Raw genomic sequence first — 20,224 nt, forward strand, 5'->3', positions numbered from 1 at the left:
AGACGGCTGAGCGAGTTGTCCACAGGCGGGCCCTCGCAGTCGTACTAATTCGGGGGGGGCGCCCTCGCGTCCGATGCGGCGGGCGTCCCTCCGAGGTGCGGCGGACACCGCTGTCGCCGCTGCGGCGGACCTGCCGGCGAAGGTGGTGGACGCCACCCGCGCAAGGGAATGGCGGGCGTGTCGCGTACGTTCCACTCACTGCGAGCAGCACCCCTCAGACCGTGAAGGAGCGCCAGGGACATGCCGGGCACTGTGACGATGTACAGCACCACGTGGTGCGGCTACTGCCGCCGGCTGAAGAGCCAGATGGACCGTGAGGGCATCACGTACGAGGAGATCAACATCGAGCACGACCCGGATTCGGCCGCCTTCGTGGAGAAGGCGAACGGCGGGAACCAGACGGTCCCCACCGTCCTCTTCCCGGACGGCTCGACGCTCACGAACCCCTCGCTCGCTCAGGTCAAGCAGAAGATCGGCGCGTAGCGGCAGCCAAGTCCCGGCCGCCGCGGACGAGTCCGGGCCGCCGCGACCAGGAGTCCTGACCGCCGCGGACGAGTGCTAGCCGATGTGGCTTCGCGTCGGCAGGGGCTTGCCGTACCAGAGTTCGATCAGTCGGGCCGCGATCGAGATGCCGTAAGGAGGCAGGACCTCCCCGGACTCGAACGCGGCCCGCAGCTCTTCCCTGGAGAACCAGCGGGCCTCGTGGATCTCGTCGCCGTCGACGTCCACGGTGGTCGAGGTGGCGCGGGCCATGAAGCCCAGCATGAGGCTGGAGGGGAAGGGCCAGGGCTGACTGGCGACGTACTCGACCTGGCCGACGGTGATGCCGACCTCCTCGTGGACCTCACGCCGTACGGACTGCTCGATCGACTCGCCGGGCTCCACGAAGCCCGCGAGGGTGGAGAAGCGTCCCTCGGGCCAGTGGACCTGGCGGCCGAGGAGGATGCGGTCGTCGTCGTCCGTGACCGCCATGATCACCGCGGGGTCGGTGCGCGGGTAGTGCTCGGCACCGCAGGCCTGGCAGCGGCGGATGTGGCCGGCCGCCGCGATGACCGTGCGCTCGCCGCAACGCGAGCAGAAGCGGTGGGTGCGCTGCCAGTTCTCCAGGCCGACCGCGTGGACCATGAGACCCGTGTCGCGCGGCGACAGGAGCATGCCCGCCTCGCGCAGGCCCGCCGGGCGCGCGGACTGGTCCATGCGGCCGGGGAGCGCGTCCTTCTGGAGTGCGAAATAGCTCACACCGTCGGGGTCGGTGCCCAGGAAGTAGCGGTGCGCCTCGGTGAGCGGAGCCTCGAACGAGGGGGTCATGACGAGTTCGGTGGTGCCGTCCGGGGTCTCGTCGATGAGGACCTGGCCGCCGGAGACCACGAAGCAGCGGGTGGTGGGGTGGCTCCACGCCGCCGCGAGCCAGGCCTCGTCGAGCCGGTGGTGGGCGGCCCGGTCGATGCCGCTGGGGGCGGTGAGCGCGATGGGACGGTCGGCGGTGTGGTCGGTCCAGGTGGTCACGGGTGCTTCCAACTCCCCCGGTGGAACGGTTGATGGGGCGGGCGGTTCGGCGGGGCGGCCGGCGGGTGGGTGGGCTCGGGTGTGCGGAGCCTTCTTCAGTGTCCCTCGCGGGGGCTTCTGGCCAGCTCGCCCCAGAGGTACGCGCTGGTCTCGACGCCTTTGAGGAGCAGATCCAGCTCGACCTTCTCGTTGGGGGCGTGCCAGCCGTCGGAGGGGACGGAGATGCCCAGGAAGAGCACGGGTGCGTCGAGGACCTCCTGGAGGTCGGCGGCGGGGCCGGAGCCGCCCTCGCGCGTGTAGCGGACCGGCTGCTCGAAGGCGCGTCCCATGGCCCGTACCAGCGACCGCAGGGCCGGGTGGTCCAGCGGTGTCAGGCAGGGGCGGGTGGAACCGCTGAAGGTGATCTCGTGGCGGATCCCGGCGGGAACGCGCTCGGCGGCCCAGGCGGTGACGGCCTTGCGGATGTGGTCCGGATCCTGTCCGGCGACCAGGCGGAAGGACAGCTTCACCATGGCCGAGGAGGGGATGACCGTCTTGCTGCCCGCGCCCTGGTAGCCGCCTGCGATGCCGTTGACCTCTGCGGTCGGACGGGCCCAGACGCGTTCCAGGGTGGTGTGTCCGCTTTCGCCGTGCGCTGCCGTGGACCTGGCCGTGCGCAGCCAACGCTCCTCGTCGAAGGGCAGTTCGGCGAAGAGTTCGCGCTCGCGGTCGGTGAGTTCGGTGATGCCGTCGTAGAAGCCGGGGATCGCCACGCGCGCGTGCTCGTCGTGCAGGGCGGCGACGAGGCGCGCGATCTCGGTGGCCGGGTTCGGTACGGCGCCGCCGAAGGAGCCGGAGTGGATGTCCTGGTCGGGGCCGTACAGCTGGATCTCGCACTCGGCGAGGCCGCGCATGCCGGTGCAGACGGTGGGGGTGTCCTCGGCCCACATGCCGGTGTCGGAGACGACGACCGCGTCGGCGGCGAGCCGCACCACGTGTTCCTCGACGAGCGCGCGGAAATGCGGGGAGCCCGATTCCTCCTCGCCCTCGATCAGCATCTTCAGGTGGACGGCGGGGGCGGTCCGGCCGGTGGCGGCGAGATGGGCGCGGACGCCGAGTGTGTGGAAGAACACCTGGCCCTTGTCGTCGGCCGCTCCGCGCGCGTGGAGGCGGTTTCCGCGGATCACCGGTTCGAACGGGTCGGTGTCCCAGCCGTCGGCGAGGACGGCGGGCTGCACGTCGTGGTGTCCGTAGACCAGGACGGTGGGGGCGTCCGGGTCCTCGGCGGGCCATTCCGCGAAGACGGCGGGGGCGCCCGGCGTCTCCCAGACCTCCGCCGTGGGGAAGCCGGTCTCCCGGAGCTTGGCGGCCAGCCAGTCGGCGCTGCGGCGTACGTCCGCCGCGTGCTCCGGCTGCGCCGACACCGACGGGATGCGCAGCCATTCCACGAGGTCGTCGAGGAAGGCGGCACGGTGGTCCTGGATGTACGTACGGACGACGCTGACGTCGCTGTCAACGGGCTGGCTCATGCCTCCGAGCCTATCGGCCCGCACCGACGTGCTCGTCCGGCGGTTCGTCGGTGACCGCCCCGCTTCCGTACGCGGCCGGTTCCGGGCGCCGTGTGCCGGGAACCGGTCCCCCGTCGGCGCCGGGATCCTCCAGGAGCAGCCGTTCCAGCGCGTCCCGGTCGGGCAGGCCCTTCGGCCGTACGACGTCGCCCGAGCGGACGTACAGGAAGGCCGCCGCGACGGATTCCAGGGGCACGCCATGCTGTTCGGCCCAGGCGAGCCGGTAGATGGCGAGCTGGAGCGGGTCGGCGGTGCGGGTGCGGCTGGTCTTCCAGTCGACGATCTCGTACGTCGTCGTCCCGTCACCGTCGCTCCCCCCGTCGCCGTCGCCCAGGCGGTACACGGCGTCGATGCGGCCGCGTACGACACGTCCGGCGATCTCCAGCTGGAAGGGCTCCTCGACGCGATACGGCGTGCGGTGGGCGTAGGGGGTGCGTTCGAAGGCCTCCTTGAGGGCCTCCAGATCCAGTTCGTCGGCGATCTCGGCCTCGCTGCCGGGCAGTTCCCCGGGCTCCAGCATGGGCAGCCGCAGCTCTTCGAAGCGGGCCTCGACCCAGGCGTGGAAGCGGGTGCCGCGACGCGCCGCGGGCTGCGGGGGACGTGGCATGGGGCGTGCGAGCTCCTGTGCGAAGCCGTCCGGATCGGCGGCCAGGCGCATCAGCTGCGCCGCCGTCAGCGACGCGGGCAGGGGTACGTCGGTGACCTTGGCGCGGGCCCGCAGCAGTTCTCCGGTGAGGGCGTCCAGGTCGCGGTCCCAGGAGGCGACGGTACGTGCTTCCTCGGGGCTGAGGCCGGACGCCGCGGGGTGCCTGCGGGCGTGCGGCACCGCCGGCGGTCGCGCTTCCTGTTCCGGGCGCTCCACGCGCGCGTGCACCGCCCGTGCGGGACGGTCCGACGACCAGGAGTCCCAGTCGCCGGTGTCCTCCCCTCCGGGGCCCCCGAAGACGTCCGCCGGTGGTCCGTCGTCCTCGTGGGGCATGCCGTCCGGGTGGGCGTCCTCGTCATGGGGCCCCGGGTAATGGGGCCCCTCGTCATAGGGCTCCTCGTCGTCCGGCGGTGGTGGCCAGTCCGGGTGGTCGGAGGAGGGAGGGTCCGAGACGTGGTCGGTGCCCGGGTGTGTGCCTTCGTGGGACGCGGCCCTCTCCAGGTGGGCCAGTACGGTCGCGGCGGCGGCGCGGCGGCGCAGCAGGGCCGTGTCGTCGAGCGGGAGGGGCCAGGCGTGGTCGGCCGCCGACTGGTGCAGGGCCGGGTTCTCGGCGCCCTCTCCGGGTTCGTCGGCCCAGGCCTCGATCTCGCCGTACCCGGCCGCGCAGTGGTCGTGGAGGGCGGTGAGGAAGTCGGACGGCCCGCGTGGGCGCTTCTGGGACGGGCCCCACCAGTGCCCCGAGCCGAGCAGCAGGGAGCGGGGCCGGGTGAAGGTGACGTAGCCGAGGCGGAGTTCCTCGGTGTGCTGGTGGTCCTTCATGGCCTCCTGGAAGGCCTTCAGTCCACGCGAGTCCCAGGCACCGACGTCGGGAAGGGTGTCGGCGTCGCCGCGCAGCACGTGCGGCAGGACCTTGCCCTGTGCCGTCCACTTCTCTCGGCCCTGTGTGCTGGGGAAGGTGCCGGTGACCAGGCCGGGGACGGCGACGACGTCCCACTCCAGGCCCTTGGACCGGTGGGCGGTGAGCACCTTGACCGTGTTCTCGCCGCCCGGCAGTGCGTTGTCGAGGCCCTTCTCGTACTGGGCGGCCGTGCGCAGGAAGCCGAGGAAGGCGAGGAGGGTGGCCTCGCCGGCGCTGTTGGAGGCGAAGGAGGCGGCGATGTCCAGGAAGTTGGACAGGGTCTCGCGGCGGCGGGCGGCGAGCGCGTGCGGGGACGCGGAGAGTTCCACCTCCAGGCCGGTGACGGTGAGCACCCGGTGGAGGACGTCCATGAGCGGGTCGGCAAGCGAGCGGCGCAGGTCGCGCAGTTCGGTCGCGAGGCGGGCGAAGCGCACGCGCGCGTCCGGCGAGAACGGCAGGCCGTCGTCCTCCCCCTCGGCTTCGAGGGGCAGTTCCAGGAACGTGTCCAGGGCGTCCGCCAGCGAGATCACCTCGGACGGGTCGACGCCCTCGACGGCCGCGGCGAGCCGGCGGTCGGGGTCCTCGTCGCCGTCCACGCGCGCGTGGGCGACGAGCAGCCTGGCCCGGCGGCCGAGGAGGGCGAGGTCGCGCGGGCCGATCCGCCAGCGGGGGCCGGTCAGGAGGCGGACGAGGGAGGCGTTGGCGCCGGGGTCCTGGAGGACCTCGCAGACGGCGACGAGGTCGGCGACCTCGGGGAGGTGGAGCAGTCCGGAGAGGCCGACGACCTCGACCGGGATGTCGCGGGCGACGAGCGCGCCCTGGATCTCGGCGAAGTCGGTGGCGGTGCGGCACAGGACCGCGATCTCGCCGGGTTCCTTGCCGGTGCGCACGAGGTGGGCGATCGAATCGGCGAGCCAGTCGAGTTCCTCGGCGTGCGTGTTCAGCAGGGCGCAGCGGACCACGCCGTCACGTTCGGCGCCGGGGGCGGGCCTCAGGGCCTCCACGCCCGCGTGCATGGCCCGCAGGGGCTCCGCGAGGCCGTTGGCGAGGTCGAGCAGACGGCCGCCGCTGCGGCGGTTCTCACTGAGCGCCTGGCGGGTCGCGCGCCGGCCGTCGGGGTGGGCGAAGTGGTCGGGGAAGTCGTCGAGGTTGGCGACGGAGGCACCGCGCCAGCCGTAGATGGCCTGGCAGGGGTCGCCGACCGCGGTCACGGGGTGGCCGGTGCCGCCGCCGAACAGTCCGGCCAGCAGGACGCGTTGGGCCACCGAGGTGTCCTGGTACTCGTCGAGCAGGACGACCCGGAACTCGTCCCGCAGGAGGCGGCCCACTTCGGGGAGCCCGGCGAGGCGGGCGGACAGGGCGATCTGGTCGCCGAAGTCGAGGAGGTCCCGCTCGCGCTTGGCCGCGCGGTAGCGGACCACCAGGTCGGTGAGTTCGCGTCGGGCCGCGGCCGCCTCGGGGACCTTGCGAAGGTCCGCGTTGGTCAGCTCGACAACCTCCAGTTCGCGCAGCAGTTCGGTGTCGTGGGCGGTCAGGTCCTCGGGCCGCACCAGGTGTTCGGCGAGTTCGGCGTCGAGGGTCAGCAGGTCGCCGACCAGGTCAGGGAAGGAGCGGGTCAGCGCCGGGTACGGGCCCGGCGACTCCCGGAGCACGCGTGCGGCGAGCTGGTAGCGGGTGGCGTCGGCCAGGAGCCGGGAGGTGGGCTCCAGACCGATGCGCAGGCCGTGGTCGGTCAGCAGGCGGCCCGCGAAGGCGTGGTACGTGGAGATGACCGGCTCGCCCGGCGGGTGGTCGGGGTCGATCACGTCCGGGTCGGTGATGCCCGCCCTGACCAGGGCCTTGCGCACGCGCTCGGCGAGTTCGCCCGCCGCCTTGTTGGTGAACGTCAGGCCGAGCACCTGTTCGGGCGCGACCTGTCCGGTGCCGACCAGCCACACCACGCGCGCGGCCATCACCGTGGTCTTGCCCGACCCGGCTCCGGCGACGATCACCTGCGGGGCGGGCGGCGCGATGATGCAGGCCGTCTGTTCCGGGGTGAAGGGGATGCCGAGGAGCTCCTTGAGCTGCTCGGGGTCGCTGATACGGGCGGACATTCCAGAGAGGCTAGCGGGGGCCACTGACAACGGATGCCGGGTCGTCCCGCGGGCGGGCCTCACTCGACCACGTGCCGGCCCTCCGCCCGGGCACTGCACGACGCCCGGAAAGCGCAGTGTGCACAGTGTTGTCCCGCGGTGGGTGAGAAACGTTCGTCCAGGACCTTGCCCGCGGCCGTGGCCAGCAGATCGCCCACCCACTCGCCCTTGAGGGGTTCCTGGGCCTGCACCTTGGGAACGGTCTCGCCGCCGTTCTTCTTGGCGGCGCCCTGCCGCAGCTGGACGAGTTCGGCGCCGCCCGGTTCGGGCCGTACGCCGCCGAAGGGCTCGTCGACGGCTCCCTCGCGGACCGCGAGCTGGTACACGGCGAGCTGGGGGTGGCGGGTGACCTCGCCCGAACTCACGGCCTGCTTGCCCGTCTTGAAGTCGACGACGTACGCGCGACCCTCGGTGTCGGTCTCGACGCGGTCCATGGAGCCGCGGATGCGCACCTCGTAGTCGCCCGCTTCCAGGGTGACGTCGAAGTCGTGCTCGCTGGCCACCGGGGTGCGGCCCGCACGGTCCATGACGTGCCACTTCAGGAAGCGTTCGAGCGCCACGCGCGCGTGCTGCTTCTCCTGCTCCGACTTCCAGGGCGCGTCGAAGGCGAGCGCGTTCCACACGGAGTCGAGGCGCTCCATGAGGACGTCGAGGTCGGCGGGGGTCCGGCCGGAGGCGACCTCGTCGGCGAGGACGTGGACGACGTTGCCGAAGCCCTGGGCGGCGGTCGCGGGCGCGTCCGCCTTCACCTCGCGGCCCAGGAACCACTGCAGGGCACAGGTGTTGGCGAGCTGGTCGAGGGCGCTGCCGGACAGCACGACGGGCTGGTCGCGGTTCCTGAGCGGCACCTTGCTCTCGGTGGGCTCGAACATCCCCCACCAGCGGTAAGGATGCGCCGACGGCACCAGCGGGCGGCCGTCCTCGTCGCTGAGCGCGGCCAGCCTGGCCAGGCGCAGGGCCGCGGCCTCGCGCAGGGGGTCCGACACGCGCGGGTCCACCGTGGTGGCGCGCAGTTCGGCGACGAGGGAGGCGACGGACAGCGGGCGGCGGGGGCGCCCGGTGACGTCCCTGGGCTCGACGCCGAGTTCCGCGAGGAAGCGGGAGGGCTGGTCGCCGTCGTCGGCCGGTGCCTTCACCGCGGTGACGACGAGACGCTCACGCGCGCGCGTGGCGGCCACGTAGAACAGCCGGCGTTCCTCGGCGAGCAGCGCGCCCGGGGTGAGCGGTTCGGCGAGACCGTCGCGGCCGATGCGGTCGGCCTCCAGGAGCGAGCCTCGACGCCGCAGGTCCGGCCACAGGCCCTCCTGGACGCCCGCGACGACGACCAGGCGCCACTGGAGGCCCTTGGAGCGGTGCGCGGTCATCAGGCGTACGGCGTCGGGGCGCACGGCCCGTCCGGTGAGCGTGTCCGCGGCGATGTCCTCGGCCTCGATCTCGGCCAGGAAGTTGAGGGCCCCGAGCCCGCCGGTGCGCTCCTCCGCGCGCGCCGCCGTGGCGAACAGCGCGCACACGGCGTCCAGGTCCCGGTCCGCGTTGCGCCCGGCCGCACCGCCGCGCCGCGCGGCCCGCTCCAGGCGCCTGGGCCACGGGGTGCCGTCCCACAGCTCCCACAACGCCTCTTCGGCGGTGCCGCCGCCCGCGAGGCGCTCCCGGGCCTTCCGCAGCAGCGCGCCCAGGCGTTGCGCCCCCCGCGCGTACACCGGATCGTGCGCCACCAGTCGCTCCGGTTCCGCCAGTGCGCGAGTCAGCAGCTCGTCCGAGGGGGGTGGTACGGGGTTCCCGCCGGCCCGCTCCTCCTCGCGCAGCGCCCGGCCGAGGCGCCGCAGATCGGCGGTGTCCATGCCCGCGAGGGGGGAGGCGAGAAGGGTGAGCGCGGTCTCGGTGTCCAGCCAGGAGGTCCGCCGCGGGCCGGGTTCGCCGGACGGGCCGTCGGACGGGCCTTCGGGTTCACCGGGCGGGCCGTCGGGCTCCTCGACCGGGGCTGCCACGTCCGCCGTCTCCAGCTCCGCCCGCGCGACCGCCCGCAGGGCCGTCAGCAGGGGCTGGACGGCGGGTTCGTGGCGCAGGGGCAGATCGTCGCCGTCGATCTCCAGGGGGACGCCCGCGGCGGTGAGGGCGCGGCGCATCGAGGGGATCGTGCGGGCGCCGGCGCGCACCAGGACGGCCATCTCGCTCCAGGGGACGCCGTCCTCCAGATGGGCCCGCCGCAGGACGTCCGCGATGTTGTCCAGTTCGGTGCCCGGGGTCGGGTACGTGTAGACCTCGACGCGGCCCCCGTCCCGTACGGGCCGGAGCTCGCGATGGGCCCGCACCTTCTCGGCCGGGAGGCGGGTGAGCGGCATCCGCTGGGTGAGGAGCCGGGTGGCGGCCAGCAGCTCCGCGCCCGAGCGGCGGGAGTGCCTGAGGACCGCGACCGGGGCCGGGCGGCCGTCCACGCGCGGGAAGGCCGAGGGAAACTCCAGGATGCCGTTCACGTCGGCGCCCCGGAAGGTGTAGATCGACTGGTCGGGGTCGCCGAACGCCACCAGGGTGCGGCCGCCGCCCGCGAGGGCCCTCAGGAGCCGTACCTGGGCGGGGTCGGTGTCCTGGTACTCGTCGACGTAGACCGCGTCGTACCGGGCGGCCAGCCGCTCGGCGACGCCGGGGCGGCCGGCGAGGAGCACGGCGCGATGGACCAGTTCCGCGTAGTCGAGCACTCCTTGCAGGTCGAGGACGTCGAGGTACTCGGCGAGGAAGGCGGAGGCCGCGATCCAGTCCGGTCGGCCGATGCGCGCGGCGAAGGCCCGCAGGTCCTCGGGGGCCAGGCCCAGTTCGCGGCTCCGGGCGAGGACCGCGCGGACCTCGTCGGCGAACCCGCGCGTGGTCAGGCAGGCGCGCAGCTCGTCCGGCCAGCGCACATGCGCCAGGCCAAGGCGCTCCAGGTCGGGCTGACCCGCGAGCAGTGCGCGCACCGCCACGTCCTGCTCGGGGCCGGACAGCAGCCGCAGGGGCTCGACGAACAGGTCGCTGTCCTGGTGGGCGCGGATCAGGGCGTAGCAGAAGGAGTGGAAGGTGGTGGCCTGCGGGGCGCGCGTGGCGCCCATGCGCAGGGCCATCCGGTCGCGCAGCTCCACCGCGGCCTTACGGCTGAAGGTCAGGACCAGGACGCGCGCGGGGTCGGCTCCCCGGGCGACGCGGGCCGCAACGGACTCGACGAGGGTGGTCGTCTTGCCGGTACCCGGGCCCGCGAGGACGAGCAGAGGGCCGCTCCGGTGGTCAACCACCGCGCGCTGCTCGGCGTCCAGAGGAGGGGGGTTCCTTCGGGCCGGTGGGGTACGCACCAGTCGATAAGCGCCACGGCTCCCCTGTCGCACCTGGGAGTGCGACGGGCGCCTGGTGGAGAAAGAGGAGCTCACGTGGTTCGCCGGTCCTGGTGGGTGTGCGAGATGTCACTGCCGGCGCGGCGCGCCGAAGCCGAGGCGTGGTGGTCGGGGGACGGGTGCGCGGCCCGCCGCTCGGTGAGGGCGGTGGCCGCGGGGTGAGAGGGACACGCGGAGCCGACGCTACGCCGACGGGTGGTACGGAAGCAGGGCTTCCTCTTGTTCCCTCCCGACTCGCGCGACACGTGCGTCCCTCGCCCCACGAACGTACGGCATGCCGCCGGCGTCCCCCGCTTCCCTCGTACGGCGCAAGGGGCGCACCGGAGCCGGCCGGACCCCGACGGTTGTCACATCCGCTCCTCCACGGGCCCACCGCCGTCCCAGCGCGCGCGTCTGATGTCGACGCGCGGCACATGGCCCTCGGCCGCACGGCTCGCCTCGCGCAGGGGCGTGCCCTCCACGCGGTAGCGGTCCAGGGCTCTCAGTTCGTGTCCGGGCAGCAGGACGCCGTCGGAGCGGACGACGCGCCACCAGGCGACCGCGCCTCCGTAGAGGGCCATCACACGGCCCACCTGGCGCGGGCCCCCCTCTCCCAGCCATTCGGCGACGTCCCCGTATGTCATGACACGCCCCGGCGGGATCAGGTCGGTGACCTCGAGGACCCGCTCCGCGTACTCCGGCAGGGCGTCCGCCGGAAGGCTCTCCTCGCTCATCCGCCCCATCCTGCCCCACCCCACCGACAATGGGACAAGGTGGCCGACGCGTGCGTCCCTCGCTCCGGGGGCGGTCTTCGGGCAGACTGTGCGCCCCCGCATTGCACCCTGATGCCCCTGTGTGCCCACCCGGCATGCCACCATCGTGCGGGCGGTGACTGGTGATACGAGACCAAGAAGAGACGATGAAACAGCAGAGCGTGCACCCCGATGACGCGGCGGGCACCTCTGACGCCTCTTCGCGCCCCGACACCGCCGGGGAGGGCGACGAGGGCGCCGAGAACGTCTCGAAGAAGACCCCGGACACCGTCCCGGCCGTGGCCGAAACCGCCTCCACGACGCCACAGGAGGACGGAAAGCGGCAGGTCGGGCCGGACGGTGCGCAAGAGGCTCACGCCGAGGAGGTCGAGGGCGACGAACCGCTGCTCCCCGCGCGTGTGCACCGTCCGTCCGACCTCATGCGGCTGTCGGTCGGCATCCTCGGCATCGTCCTCCTGCTGGCGATCGCCGCGTTCGCCCACGGCACCACCTCCGGGCTCGAACAGGACATCAACAAGGGCACGGGCCAGGCGCCGGATCTGCTGATCAAGCTCGCGGGTCTCGGGTCCAGCATCGCCATCCTGCTGGTACCGGTCGCCTTCGCGATCGAACGCCTGATCAAGCGGGACGGGCTGCGTATCGCCGACGGCGTGCTCGCGGCGGTCCTGGCGCACGGAGTGACGCTGGCCACCGACCTGTGGGTCGCCAGGGGGGCCCCGGACTCGATCCAGGAAGCTCTCACCCAACCCTCACCCGGCGGCATCCACGCGCTCACCGACCCCGTGCACGGCTACCTCGCGCCGGTCATCGCGTACATGACGGCCGTCGGCATGTCCCGCAGACCCCGCTGGCGGGCCGTGCTGTGGATCGTGCTGCTGCTGGACGCCTTCTCGATGCTGGTCACCGGGTACACCACACCGTTCTCGATCATCCTGACGGTGCTCATCGGCTGGACCGTCGCCTACGGAACGCTCTACGCGGTCGGCTCACCGAACGTACGCCCGACCGGCCGCACCCTGATGGCCGGCCTCAGACGGGTCGGCTTCAAACCGGTGAGCGCGGCCCGTGAGGAGGTCCCGGAGACGGCCGAGGGCGGGGACCGGGGCCGCCGGTACTTCGTGACGCTGGAGGACGGCCCACCCCTGGACGTCACCGTCGTCGACCGGGAACAACAGGCACAAGGGTTCTTCTACCGCGTCTGGCGGCGGCTGACGCTGCGCGGCATCACCACCCGCCGCAGCCTCCAGTCACTGCGCCAGGCACTGGAGCAGGAGGCCCTCCTCGCGTACGCGGCCATCGCGGCCGGCGCCAACGCGCCCAAGCTGATCGCGACCTCCGAACTCGGACCGGACGCCGTGATGCTCGTCTACGAGCACACCGGCGGCCGCACCCTGGACTCCCTGGCGGACGACGAGGTCACCGACGCACTGATGTCCGACACCTGGCATCAGGTGAAGGCCCTGCAGTCGCGGCGCATCGCCCACCGCAGGCTCGTGGGTGACGCGATTCTGGTGGATCGTTCCGGCACGGTGATCCTGACCGACCTGCGCGTCGGCGAGATCGCGGCCGGCGACCTCGTGCTGCGCATGGACGTCTCCCAGCTGCTGACGACCCTGGGCCTGCGGGTGGGCGCCGAACGCGCGGTGGCCTCGGCGGTGAGCGTGCTCGGTCCCGACGCCGTGGCCGACTGTCTGCCGTTGCTGCAGCCCATCGCCCTCTCGCGCTCCACGCGCGCGACCCTGCGCAGACTGGCCCGGGAACGGGCCGAACGCGAGCGCGAGGCGGTCCTGGAGGCCTCCCATCTGGCCAAGCAGGCCCGCGCGGAGGAGCACAGCAAGGCGGCCGCCGAACCCGCCAAGGCCGACAAGAAGGCCGTACGAGCCGAGCAGCGAGCGGAGAAGCGGGCGATCGACGAGGCCCTGGAGGAGGCCCGCGAAGAAGACCTGCTCACCCAGATCCGTCACCAGGTGCTGCTGATCAGGCCCCAGGCACCGGTCGAACCGGCCCGGCTGGAGCGGGTCAAGCCCCGCACCCTGATCAGTCTCATCGCCGGCGCGATCGGCGCGTACTTCCTGCTGACCCAGCTGACCCACATCGAGTTCGGGCCGCTCATCGAGAACGCCGAGTGGGGCTGGGTCGCCGCCGCCGTGTTCTTCTCCGCGCTCAGTTACGTCGCGGCGGCCATGAGCCTGCTGGGCTTCGTGCCGGAGCGGGTGCCGTTCCTGCGGACGATCGGGGCCCAGGTCGCCGGCTCGTTCGTCAAGATCGTGGCGCCGGCCGCGGTGGGCGGTGTGGCACTCAACACACGCTTCCTGCAGCGCGCCGGGGTGCGACCCGGTCTCGCGGTGGCGAGTGTCGGCGCGTCCCAGCTCTTCGGCCTGGGCTGCCACATCCTGATGCTGCTCGCCTTCGGCTATCTGACCGGCACGGAGAAGACACCGTCCCTGTCACCGTCCCGCACCGTCATCGCGGGCCTGCTGACGGTCGCGGTGCTCGTGCTCGTGGTCACGTCGATCCCGTTCCTGCGCAAGTTCGTCGTCACGCGCGTGCGCTCGCTCTTCGCCGGTGTCGTACCGCGCATGCTCGACGTGCTGCAGCGGCCGCAGAAGCTGGTGACCGGCATCGGCGGCATGCTGCTTCTCACGGGCTGCTTCGTGATGTGCCTGGACGCCTCGATCCGCGCCTTCGGCAACGAGGACGTATCGATCAGCATCGCCAGCGTCGCCGTCGTCTTCCTCGCGGGCAACGCGCTGGGGTCCGCGGCGCCGACCCCGGGCGGTGTGGGCGCGGTGGAGGCCACCCTGACGGTGGGTCTGATCGCCGTCGGCCTCCCCAAGGAGGTCGCCGCGCCGGCAGTGCTGCTGTTCCGGCTGCTCACCCTGTGGCTGCCGGTGCTTCCCGGATGGCTGGCCTTCAACCAGTTGTCACGGAAGGGCGCGCTCTAGGCAGCCACGGCGCAGGAGGACGCACTCACGCGTGAGGCCCGTCCCCCACTCACCCGGCCCATGCGCGCGTGCGCCACCCGGCCAACGTGCGCGTGACGGCATGTTCGCTCGCACCCGGCCCCCACGCGCGCGACGCCGTTTCGCCTCTCACCCGCACGGCCCGTGCCCCAGGGCGCATCGACCCGGCCGCCTCCACGATGGGTGCATGCCCACCTCGCCCCGCTCCCGTTCCGTCGTCGTGGTCACGGTCGCCGTCCTGCTGTCCCTGGCGGCGTGCGGCGACGACGTCAAGGGGGACGACACGGACCTGAGCGCGCAGAAGCTGAGCTGGAAGGCCTGCGAGGCCCCGTCCGAGTCCGAGGGCGGCGGCACCGCGCCCTCGCCACTGCCCGACGGGGACGAGTGGCAGTGCGCCACCATGAAGGCACCCCTCGACTGGGACGACGCCGACGGCGACACCATCGGCATCGCGCTGATCCGGGCGCGGACCAGCGGCGCGAGGAACAGGCGCATCGGCTCGCTGCTGTTCAACTTCGGCGGCCCCGGCGGCTCGGGCGTCAAGGCACTGCCGGCCTCCGCGCAGGACTACGCGAAACTGCGCACCCGCTACGACCTGGTCAGCTTCGATCCGCGAGGGGTCGGGCGCAGCGCGGGCATCCGGTGCGAGGACGACGAGCAACTCGACGAGTACTTCCAGCAGGACGGGACCCCGGACGACGCCGCCGAACGGACGAAGTTCCTCGACACGACCAAGTCCTTCAACGCCGCCTGCGAGGAGAACTCCGCCAAGGCCCTCCCGCACGTCCGCACCACGGACGCGGCCCGCGACATGGACCTCATGCGCCAGGTCCTCGGTGACGACGAGCTCCACTACTTCGGCATCTCCTACGGCACGGAACTCGGCGGCGTCTACGCCCACCTGTTCCCCCGGACGGTCGGACGCGCGGTGTTCGACGCGGTCGTCGACCCGACGCAGACGGCGGAACAGGGCACGCTCGGGCAGGCCGGAGGCTTTCAGCTGGCACTGGGCAACTACGCCCGGGACTGTGTGTCGAAGGCCGAGGACTGCCCGGTCGGCGACAGCCAACAGGATGTCGAGAACCGGATCACCGGGCTGCTCGACGACCTCGACGCCCGGCCGATCGACGGGATCTTCCCCCGCGACCTCACCCAGACCATCGCCACGAGCGGCATCGCCCAGGCCCTGTACTCCCAGGACCTCTGGCCGTACCTGACTCAGGGTCTCGAACTGGCGTACAGCGGGGACGGCAGCCTGCTGATGTCGCTGTCCGACTCGATGAACGGGCGCAGCGAGAACGGCGAGTACAGCAACCTCACCGCGGCGAACGTCTCCATCAACTGCGCGGACTCCGCGCCGCGCTACACCACCGACGACGTGGAGACGCGGCTGGACGAGTTCCGGGCGGCCTCCCCCGTCTTCGGCGACTGGATGGCCTGGTCCCTGCTCACCTGCACCGACTGGGCCGTCGCCGGCGCGGCCGACCACCCCGAGGTGCGGGCCCCGGGAGCGGCACCGATCCTCGTGATCGGCAACACGGGCGATCCCGCCACTCCGTACGAGGGAGCCCGGAAGATGGTCGAGGCCCTCGGCGCGGGAGTCGGGATCGAGCTGACGTACCGAGGGCAGGGCCATGGTGCGTACAACAGCGGGAACGCCTGCGTCCAGAGGGCCGTGGACGGCTACCTGCTCGAGGGAAAGACGCCGAAAGCAGGCACGGTCTGCTCATGAAGTCACAGGTCAGAACGTTATCCACAGGCGATCTCGGCATTCACGACGGTCCGCATACCATGGCATGACCGCCATTCGGGACATCCGGCGGACGATATCGCTGGAGGGGGAAGCAAGCATGGCGCGCTTTACACGGGGGGCCGCCCTGGCTGCTGCCGTGCTGCTGGTCACCGGGTGCAGCGGCGGCGCGGACGACAGGGCGGGTGACGGAGCGGACGACGGAAAGGCCTCGTCCCCCTCACCGGCACCACCCGCGCCGCCCCAGAAGCTCGACTGGGGTCGCTGCGAGGCGACTTCGGAAGGCCCCGCACCCGGCGGAGACTGGCAGTGCGCGACGCTGAAGGTGCCGCTGGACTACGCGAATCCGGACGACGGGACGATCGGGCTCGCACTGATCCGCAGCAAGGCGACCGGCGATGCCGGTGAACGCCTCGGCTCCCTTCTGTTCAATTTCGGCGGCCCCGGCGGCTCGGGCGTTTCCATGCTGCCGTCGTACGCGGGGCTGACGAGCGAACTGCACGAACGGTACGACCTGGTGAGCTGGGACCCGCGCGGGGTGGCCGGGAGCGAGGGGGTGCGCTGCCGCAGCGACAAGGAGATCCGGGCGAGCGAGTCGGTGGACGCCACTCCCGACGACGCCACCGAGGAGACGGCCTTCTTCCAGGACGCGGCCGACTTCGGCGCGGGATGCGAGAAGGCCGCGGGCAAGCTGCTGTCCCACGTCTCGACCGCCGAGACCGCCCGCGACATGGACCTCATGCGCCGGGTTCTGGGCGACGAGAAGATGCACTATCTCGGTATCTCCTACGGCACCGAACTGGGCGGGGTCTACGCCCACCTGTTCCCCCGGAACGTGGGGCGCCTGGTCCTGGACGCGGTGGTCGACCCGACCGCCGACACGGTGGGCCACGCGAAGAACCAGGCCCTGGGCTTCCAGCGGGCTCTCGACAACTACCTGAAGTCCACCGGCCGGGACCCCGAGGCGGGCACACGGAAGATCGAGAAGCTGCTGGAGCGGATCGACGCGAAGCCACTGGCGACGACGTCCGGCCGCGAACTCACCCAGACACTGGCGACCACCGGTATCGTCCTGCCGCTCTACAGCGAGCGGAGCTGGCCCACGCTGACCAGCGCGCTCGACGCCGCCGAGGACGGCGACGGCACCGAACTGCTCGCGCTGGCCGACGGGTACAACGAACGCGATCCGTCCGGCCGCTACGGCACGACGACCCACTCCCAACGGGTCATATCGTGCTTGGACCAGAAGCAGCGGCCGAGCGTGGAGGAGACGAAGAGGCTGCTGCCCGAATTCCGGGAGATCTCGCCCGTCTTCGGCGAGTTCCTGGGGTGGGACACCGCGGGCTGGTGCCACGACTGGCCGGTGCCGGGCCTGACGGACTCGCCGGAGGTGAGCGCACCGGGGGCCGCGCCCGTCCTCGTGGTGGGGAACACCGGGGACCCGGCGACGCCCTACGAGGGCGCGCGGAAGATGGCCGCGGAACTGGGCGCGGACGTCGGTGTGATGCTCACCTGGAAGGGCGAGGGCCATGGCGCGTACGGCAGCGGCAGCGACTGCGTCGACTCGACGGTGAACGCGTATCTGCTGGACGGGACGGTGCCGAAGGACGGCAAGGTCTGCGCGTAGTCCGGGAGGGCCGCCGCCGCGCCCTGGTACGGGTGGGAGCGGACAGGGGCCCGGCACCCGTGGTGCCGAGCCCCTGCCGGGAAGGTGCGGGTCTAGTAGACCGGCTTGCTCGGCTCGATCTGGTTGACCCAGCCGATCACACCGCCGCCGACGTGGACCGCGTCGGAGAAGCCCGCCGACTTCAGGACGGCGAGGACTTCCGCACTGCGGACACCCGTCTTGCAGTGCAGGACGATCTTCTTGTCCTGCGGAAGTGCCTCCAGGGCGGTGCCCATGAGGAACTCGTTCTTCGGGATCAGCTTGGCGCCCGGGATGGACACGATCTCGTACTCGTTGATCTCGCGGACGTCGATGATCTCGATGTTCTCGCCGTCGTCGATCCACTCCTTGAGCTGCTTGGGAGTGATCGTCGAGCCGGCCGCCGCCTCCTGGGCCTCCTCGGAGACGACGCCACAGAAGGCCTCGTAGTCGATGAGTTCGGTGACGGTGGGGTTCTCGCCGCAGACCGCGCAGTCGGGGTCCTTGCGGACCTTGACCTGGCGGTACTGCATCTCCAGGGCGTCGTAGATCATCAGGCGGCCGACCAGCGGCTCACCCGTGCCGGTGAGGACCTTGATGGCCTCGGTGACCTGGATGGAGCCGATGGAGGCGCACAGCACACCGAGGACACCGCCCTCGGCGCAGGAGGGGACCATGCCCGGCGGCGGCGGCTCGGGGTAGAGGCAGCGGTAGCAGGGGCCGTGCTCGGACCAGAACACGGAGGCCTGGCCGTCGAAGCGGTAGATCGAGCCCCAGACGTACGGCTTGTTCAGCAGCACGGCCGCGTCGTTGACCAGGTAGCGGGTCGCGAAGTTGTCCGTGCCGTCGACGATCAGGTCGTACTGGCTGAAGATGTCCATCACGTTCTCGGCCTCGAGCCGCTCTTCGTGGAGGATCACGTTCACGTACGGGTTGATCCCGAGCACGGAGTCGCGCGCGGACGCGGCCTTGGACCGGCCGATGTCGGCCTGGCTGTGAATGATCTGGCGCTGCAGGTTCGACTCGTCGACCTCGTCGAACTCCACGATGCCGAGCGTGCCGACGCCCGCCGCGGCCAGGTACATCAACGCCGGGGAGCCGAGGCCGCCGGCGCCCACACACAGCACCTTGGCGTTCTTCAGCCGCTTCTGCCCGTCCATCCCGACGTCGGGGATGATCAGGTGGCGGGAGTACCTGCGGACCTCGTCTACGGTGAGCTCGGAAGCGGGCTCGACCAGGGGTGGCAGCGACACGGGGACTCCGTTGGTCGGTCAATCACTACAGTTGTTCTCCCCGTAACACTGCCACGCCCTTTTTCATTCCGAGACACCCGTTCCAACCAGCGAGACGATGTCGTCCCAGTAGCCGGGCATCGTCTCCCAGGGGTCGGTCCGGCCGCCACGGTCCCCGCGGTCGGTGAAGTAGATCGTGGCGGCACCCTGCCAGCGGGCGACGCGCAGTGCCTCGTCGAGGTGTCCGCGCGGGACGCCGTGGACGAAGTGGCAGAAGCGCTCGGGTGGATGGTCGGCGGTCCACTCGGCCGCCTGCGACCAGCGGTAGTCGCTCCAGGGCCCGGAGAAGGTCACCAGTTGGTCGGCGATGTCGACATAGCCGTGGTGCGGGTGGGTGCCGTGACCGAGGACGAGGTGCCCGCCGCCGAGAAGCGCGCGCAGTGCGGTGACCGTGTGCTCGGTGTCGGGCAGGGCGCCGTGCTCCGTGGGGCAGCGGTCCAGGAAGAACCCGTCGATCCGGTACCAGTCGAGATACCGGCGCGCGTCGGAGGCGATGTCGGCGAGGGCGCGCGCGCCATAGGTCAGGTCCAGGTGGCCGAGGACCCGGACGCCCGCGTTCCGCAGCCGCCCGGCGGCTTCGAGGCAGTGCGGGTCGGGGCGGGTGCCGGGGCCGTCGGAGACGTTCAGGACGACCCAGTGCAGAGGGGTGCCGGGACGGGCGAGTTCACCCCATTCCAAGGGGGCGACGAGGGGGTGGGCATAGCCGGGGATGCCGAAGCCGAGGCTCAGGCCGGTGTTCGCGATGGCGGAGGGGGCCGGGGTCAGATACGGCATGCCGCCTCCATCCAGATGTCGGCGAGGGACTCCTCGAGGTTGATCCTGGGCCGCCAGCCGAGGCGGTCCCGGGCGGTGCGGACATCGGCCTGCTGCCAGCTGCCGCACCCGTCCGGGTAGGGGTAGGAGATGGGGGCGGCGTGGTCCGGTTCGGGGCGGGGGTGGCCGATGGTGGGCCTGAGGGGGCCATGCGGAGCGTCGAGTTCGTGGAGGGCGCCGCCGTAGCCGGCCACGCGGGCGAGGACGGCCGCGGCGTCGCGGAGGCGCACGGCGCGGCCCGAGCCGATGTTGATCACCCCCTGGGCGGCGGAGAGCGAGGCGGCGTGGACGGCACGGGCGACGTCGCGGACGTCGACGAAGTCGCGCTGGACGCCGAGACCGCCGAGCTTGAGTTCGCCGTCGCCGGACTGCATGGCGCGGCGCATGGCTTCGGCGAGGCGGCCGAGCGGCGAGCCGGCCGGTGTGCCGGGTCCGGCGGGCGAGAAGACGCGGAGGACCACGGCGTCCAGGCCTGAGCCGAGGACGAGTTCGGTGGCGGCGAGCTTGCTCACGCCGTACGGGCCGCCGGGGCGGGGCACGGCGTCCTCGGCGGTGGAGGACCCGGGCTGGCTGGGCCCGTATTCGGCGCCGCAGCCGAGCTGCACCAGGCGGGCCCCGCAGCCGCTGCGGCGCAGGGCCTCGCAGACGGTGGCGACGGCGACGGTGTTGTGCCGGGTGAGTTCGCGGGCGCCGCCGCGGGTGGCACCGGCGCAGTTGACGACGACTCCGGGATGGACGGCGTCCAGGAAGCGGGTGAGCGCGCCCGGGCTGCCGGTGGCGAGGTCGAACCGTACGTCGGCGTCGTCGCCGCGGCCGAGCGCGGTGAGCTGTACGGCCGGGTCGGCGAGCAGACGCTCGGCGACGAAGCGACCGAGGTATCCGTTGGCTCCGATCAGCAGAACCCTCATCGGGCGGCTCCCG

12 protein-coding genes are annotated in these 20,224 nt (G+C 72.2%); 4 read left to right on the top strand and 8 right to left on the bottom strand.

Annotated elements, in window-relative coordinates; all coding sequences use genetic code 11:
- Positions 1 to 240: 240 nt before the first annotated feature.
- Positions 241 to 483 carry a mycoredoxin gene (locus ACZ6BB_RS10625; protein WP_383880762.1) on the top strand — a complete coding sequence of 81 codons (243 nt, stop codon included), beginning with the start codon at positions 241 to 243 and terminating at the stop codon, positions 481 to 483.
- 75 nt (positions 484 to 558) lie between these two features.
- On the opposite strand, the gene nudC is transcribed toward ACZ6BB_RS10625, so the two are convergent.
- The 5 genes from nudC to ACZ6BB_RS10650 form a co-directional block, all read right to left on the bottom strand.
- Complete coding sequence (gene nudC / locus ACZ6BB_RS10630; RefSeq protein WP_471614906.1) at positions 559 to 1,506, bottom strand: NAD(+) diphosphatase; 948 nt, start codon at positions 1,504 to 1,506, stop codon at positions 559 to 561.
- 95 nt (positions 1,507 to 1,601) lie between these two features.
- Positions 1,602 to 3,014 carry a dipeptidase gene (locus tag ACZ6BB_RS10635; RefSeq protein ID WP_471614907.1) on the bottom strand — a complete coding sequence of 471 codons (1,413 nt, stop codon included), beginning with the start codon at positions 3,012 to 3,014 and terminating at the stop codon, positions 1,602 to 1,604.
- Between the two features lie 10 nt (positions 3,015 to 3,024).
- A complete protein-coding gene (locus ACZ6BB_RS10640) occupies positions 3,025 to 6,690 on the bottom strand; it encodes a UvrD-helicase domain-containing protein (RefSeq protein WP_471614908.1) in 3,666 nt (1,221 codons plus the stop codon).
- A 59-nt stretch (positions 6,691 to 6,749) separates the two neighbouring features.
- Entirely contained in the window at positions 6,750 to 10,124 is a 3,375-nt protein-coding gene (locus ACZ6BB_RS10645; protein WP_471614909.1) for an ATP-dependent helicase, read from the bottom strand.
- Positions 10,125 to 10,435: 311 nt separating this feature from the next.
- Positions 10,436 to 10,801, bottom strand: coding sequence for an MGMT family protein (locus tag ACZ6BB_RS10650; protein ID WP_471614910.1), 366 nt, complete (start codon positions 10,799 to 10,801; stop codon positions 10,436 to 10,438).
- 185 nt (positions 10,802 to 10,986) lie between these two features.
- On the opposite strand from ACZ6BB_RS10650, the gene ACZ6BB_RS10655 reads away from it, so the two are divergent.
- The 3 genes from ACZ6BB_RS10655 to ACZ6BB_RS10665 all read left to right on the top strand — a co-directional run bounded on the left by ACZ6BB_RS10655 (position 10,987) and on the right by ACZ6BB_RS10665 (position 17,180).
- On the top strand, positions 10,987 to 13,785 hold the full coding sequence (locus ACZ6BB_RS10655) for a lysylphosphatidylglycerol synthase transmembrane domain-containing protein (RefSeq protein ID WP_471614911.1): 2,799 nt from the start codon (positions 10,987 to 10,989) through the stop codon (positions 13,783 to 13,785).
- Between the two features lie 205 nt (positions 13,786 to 13,990).
- Positions 13,991 to 15,535 (top strand): alpha/beta fold hydrolase, encoded by a 1,545-nt coding sequence (locus ACZ6BB_RS10660; protein WP_471614912.1) that lies wholly within the window; start codon positions 13,991 to 13,993, stop codon positions 15,533 to 15,535.
- A 118-nt stretch (positions 15,536 to 15,653) separates the two neighbouring features.
- Positions 15,654 to 17,180 carry an alpha/beta hydrolase gene (locus ACZ6BB_RS10665; RefSeq protein ID WP_471614913.1) on the top strand — a complete coding sequence of 509 codons (1,527 nt, stop codon included), beginning with the start codon at positions 15,654 to 15,656 and terminating at the stop codon, positions 17,178 to 17,180.
- 92 nt (positions 17,181 to 17,272) lie between these two features.
- On the opposite strand, the gene moeZ is transcribed toward ACZ6BB_RS10665, so the two are convergent.
- The 3 genes from moeZ to ACZ6BB_RS10680 form a co-directional block, all read right to left on the bottom strand.
- Positions 17,273 to 18,451 carry an adenylyltransferase/sulfurtransferase MoeZ gene (gene moeZ / locus ACZ6BB_RS10670; protein WP_046916944.1) on the bottom strand — a complete coding sequence of 393 codons (1,179 nt, stop codon included), beginning with the start codon at positions 18,449 to 18,451 and terminating at the stop codon, positions 17,273 to 17,275.
- 63 nt (positions 18,452 to 18,514) lie between these two features.
- The gene (locus tag ACZ6BB_RS10675) at positions 18,515 to 19,264 is read right to left on the bottom strand and encodes a spherulation-specific family 4 protein (protein WP_471614914.1); all 750 of its coding nucleotides are present in this window, start codon (positions 19,262 to 19,264) and stop codon (positions 18,515 to 18,517) included.
- Positions 19,252 to 20,211 carry an NAD-dependent epimerase/dehydratase family protein gene (locus ACZ6BB_RS10680; protein ID WP_471614915.1) on the bottom strand — a complete coding sequence of 320 codons (960 nt, stop codon included), beginning with the start codon at positions 20,209 to 20,211 and terminating at the stop codon, positions 19,252 to 19,254. The genes ACZ6BB_RS10675 and ACZ6BB_RS10680 overlap by 13 nt, the downstream gene beginning before the upstream one ends.
- Positions 20,212 to 20,224 lie beyond the last annotated feature (13 nt).

Source organism: Streptomyces sp. NPDC041108, from assembly GCF_055592645.1.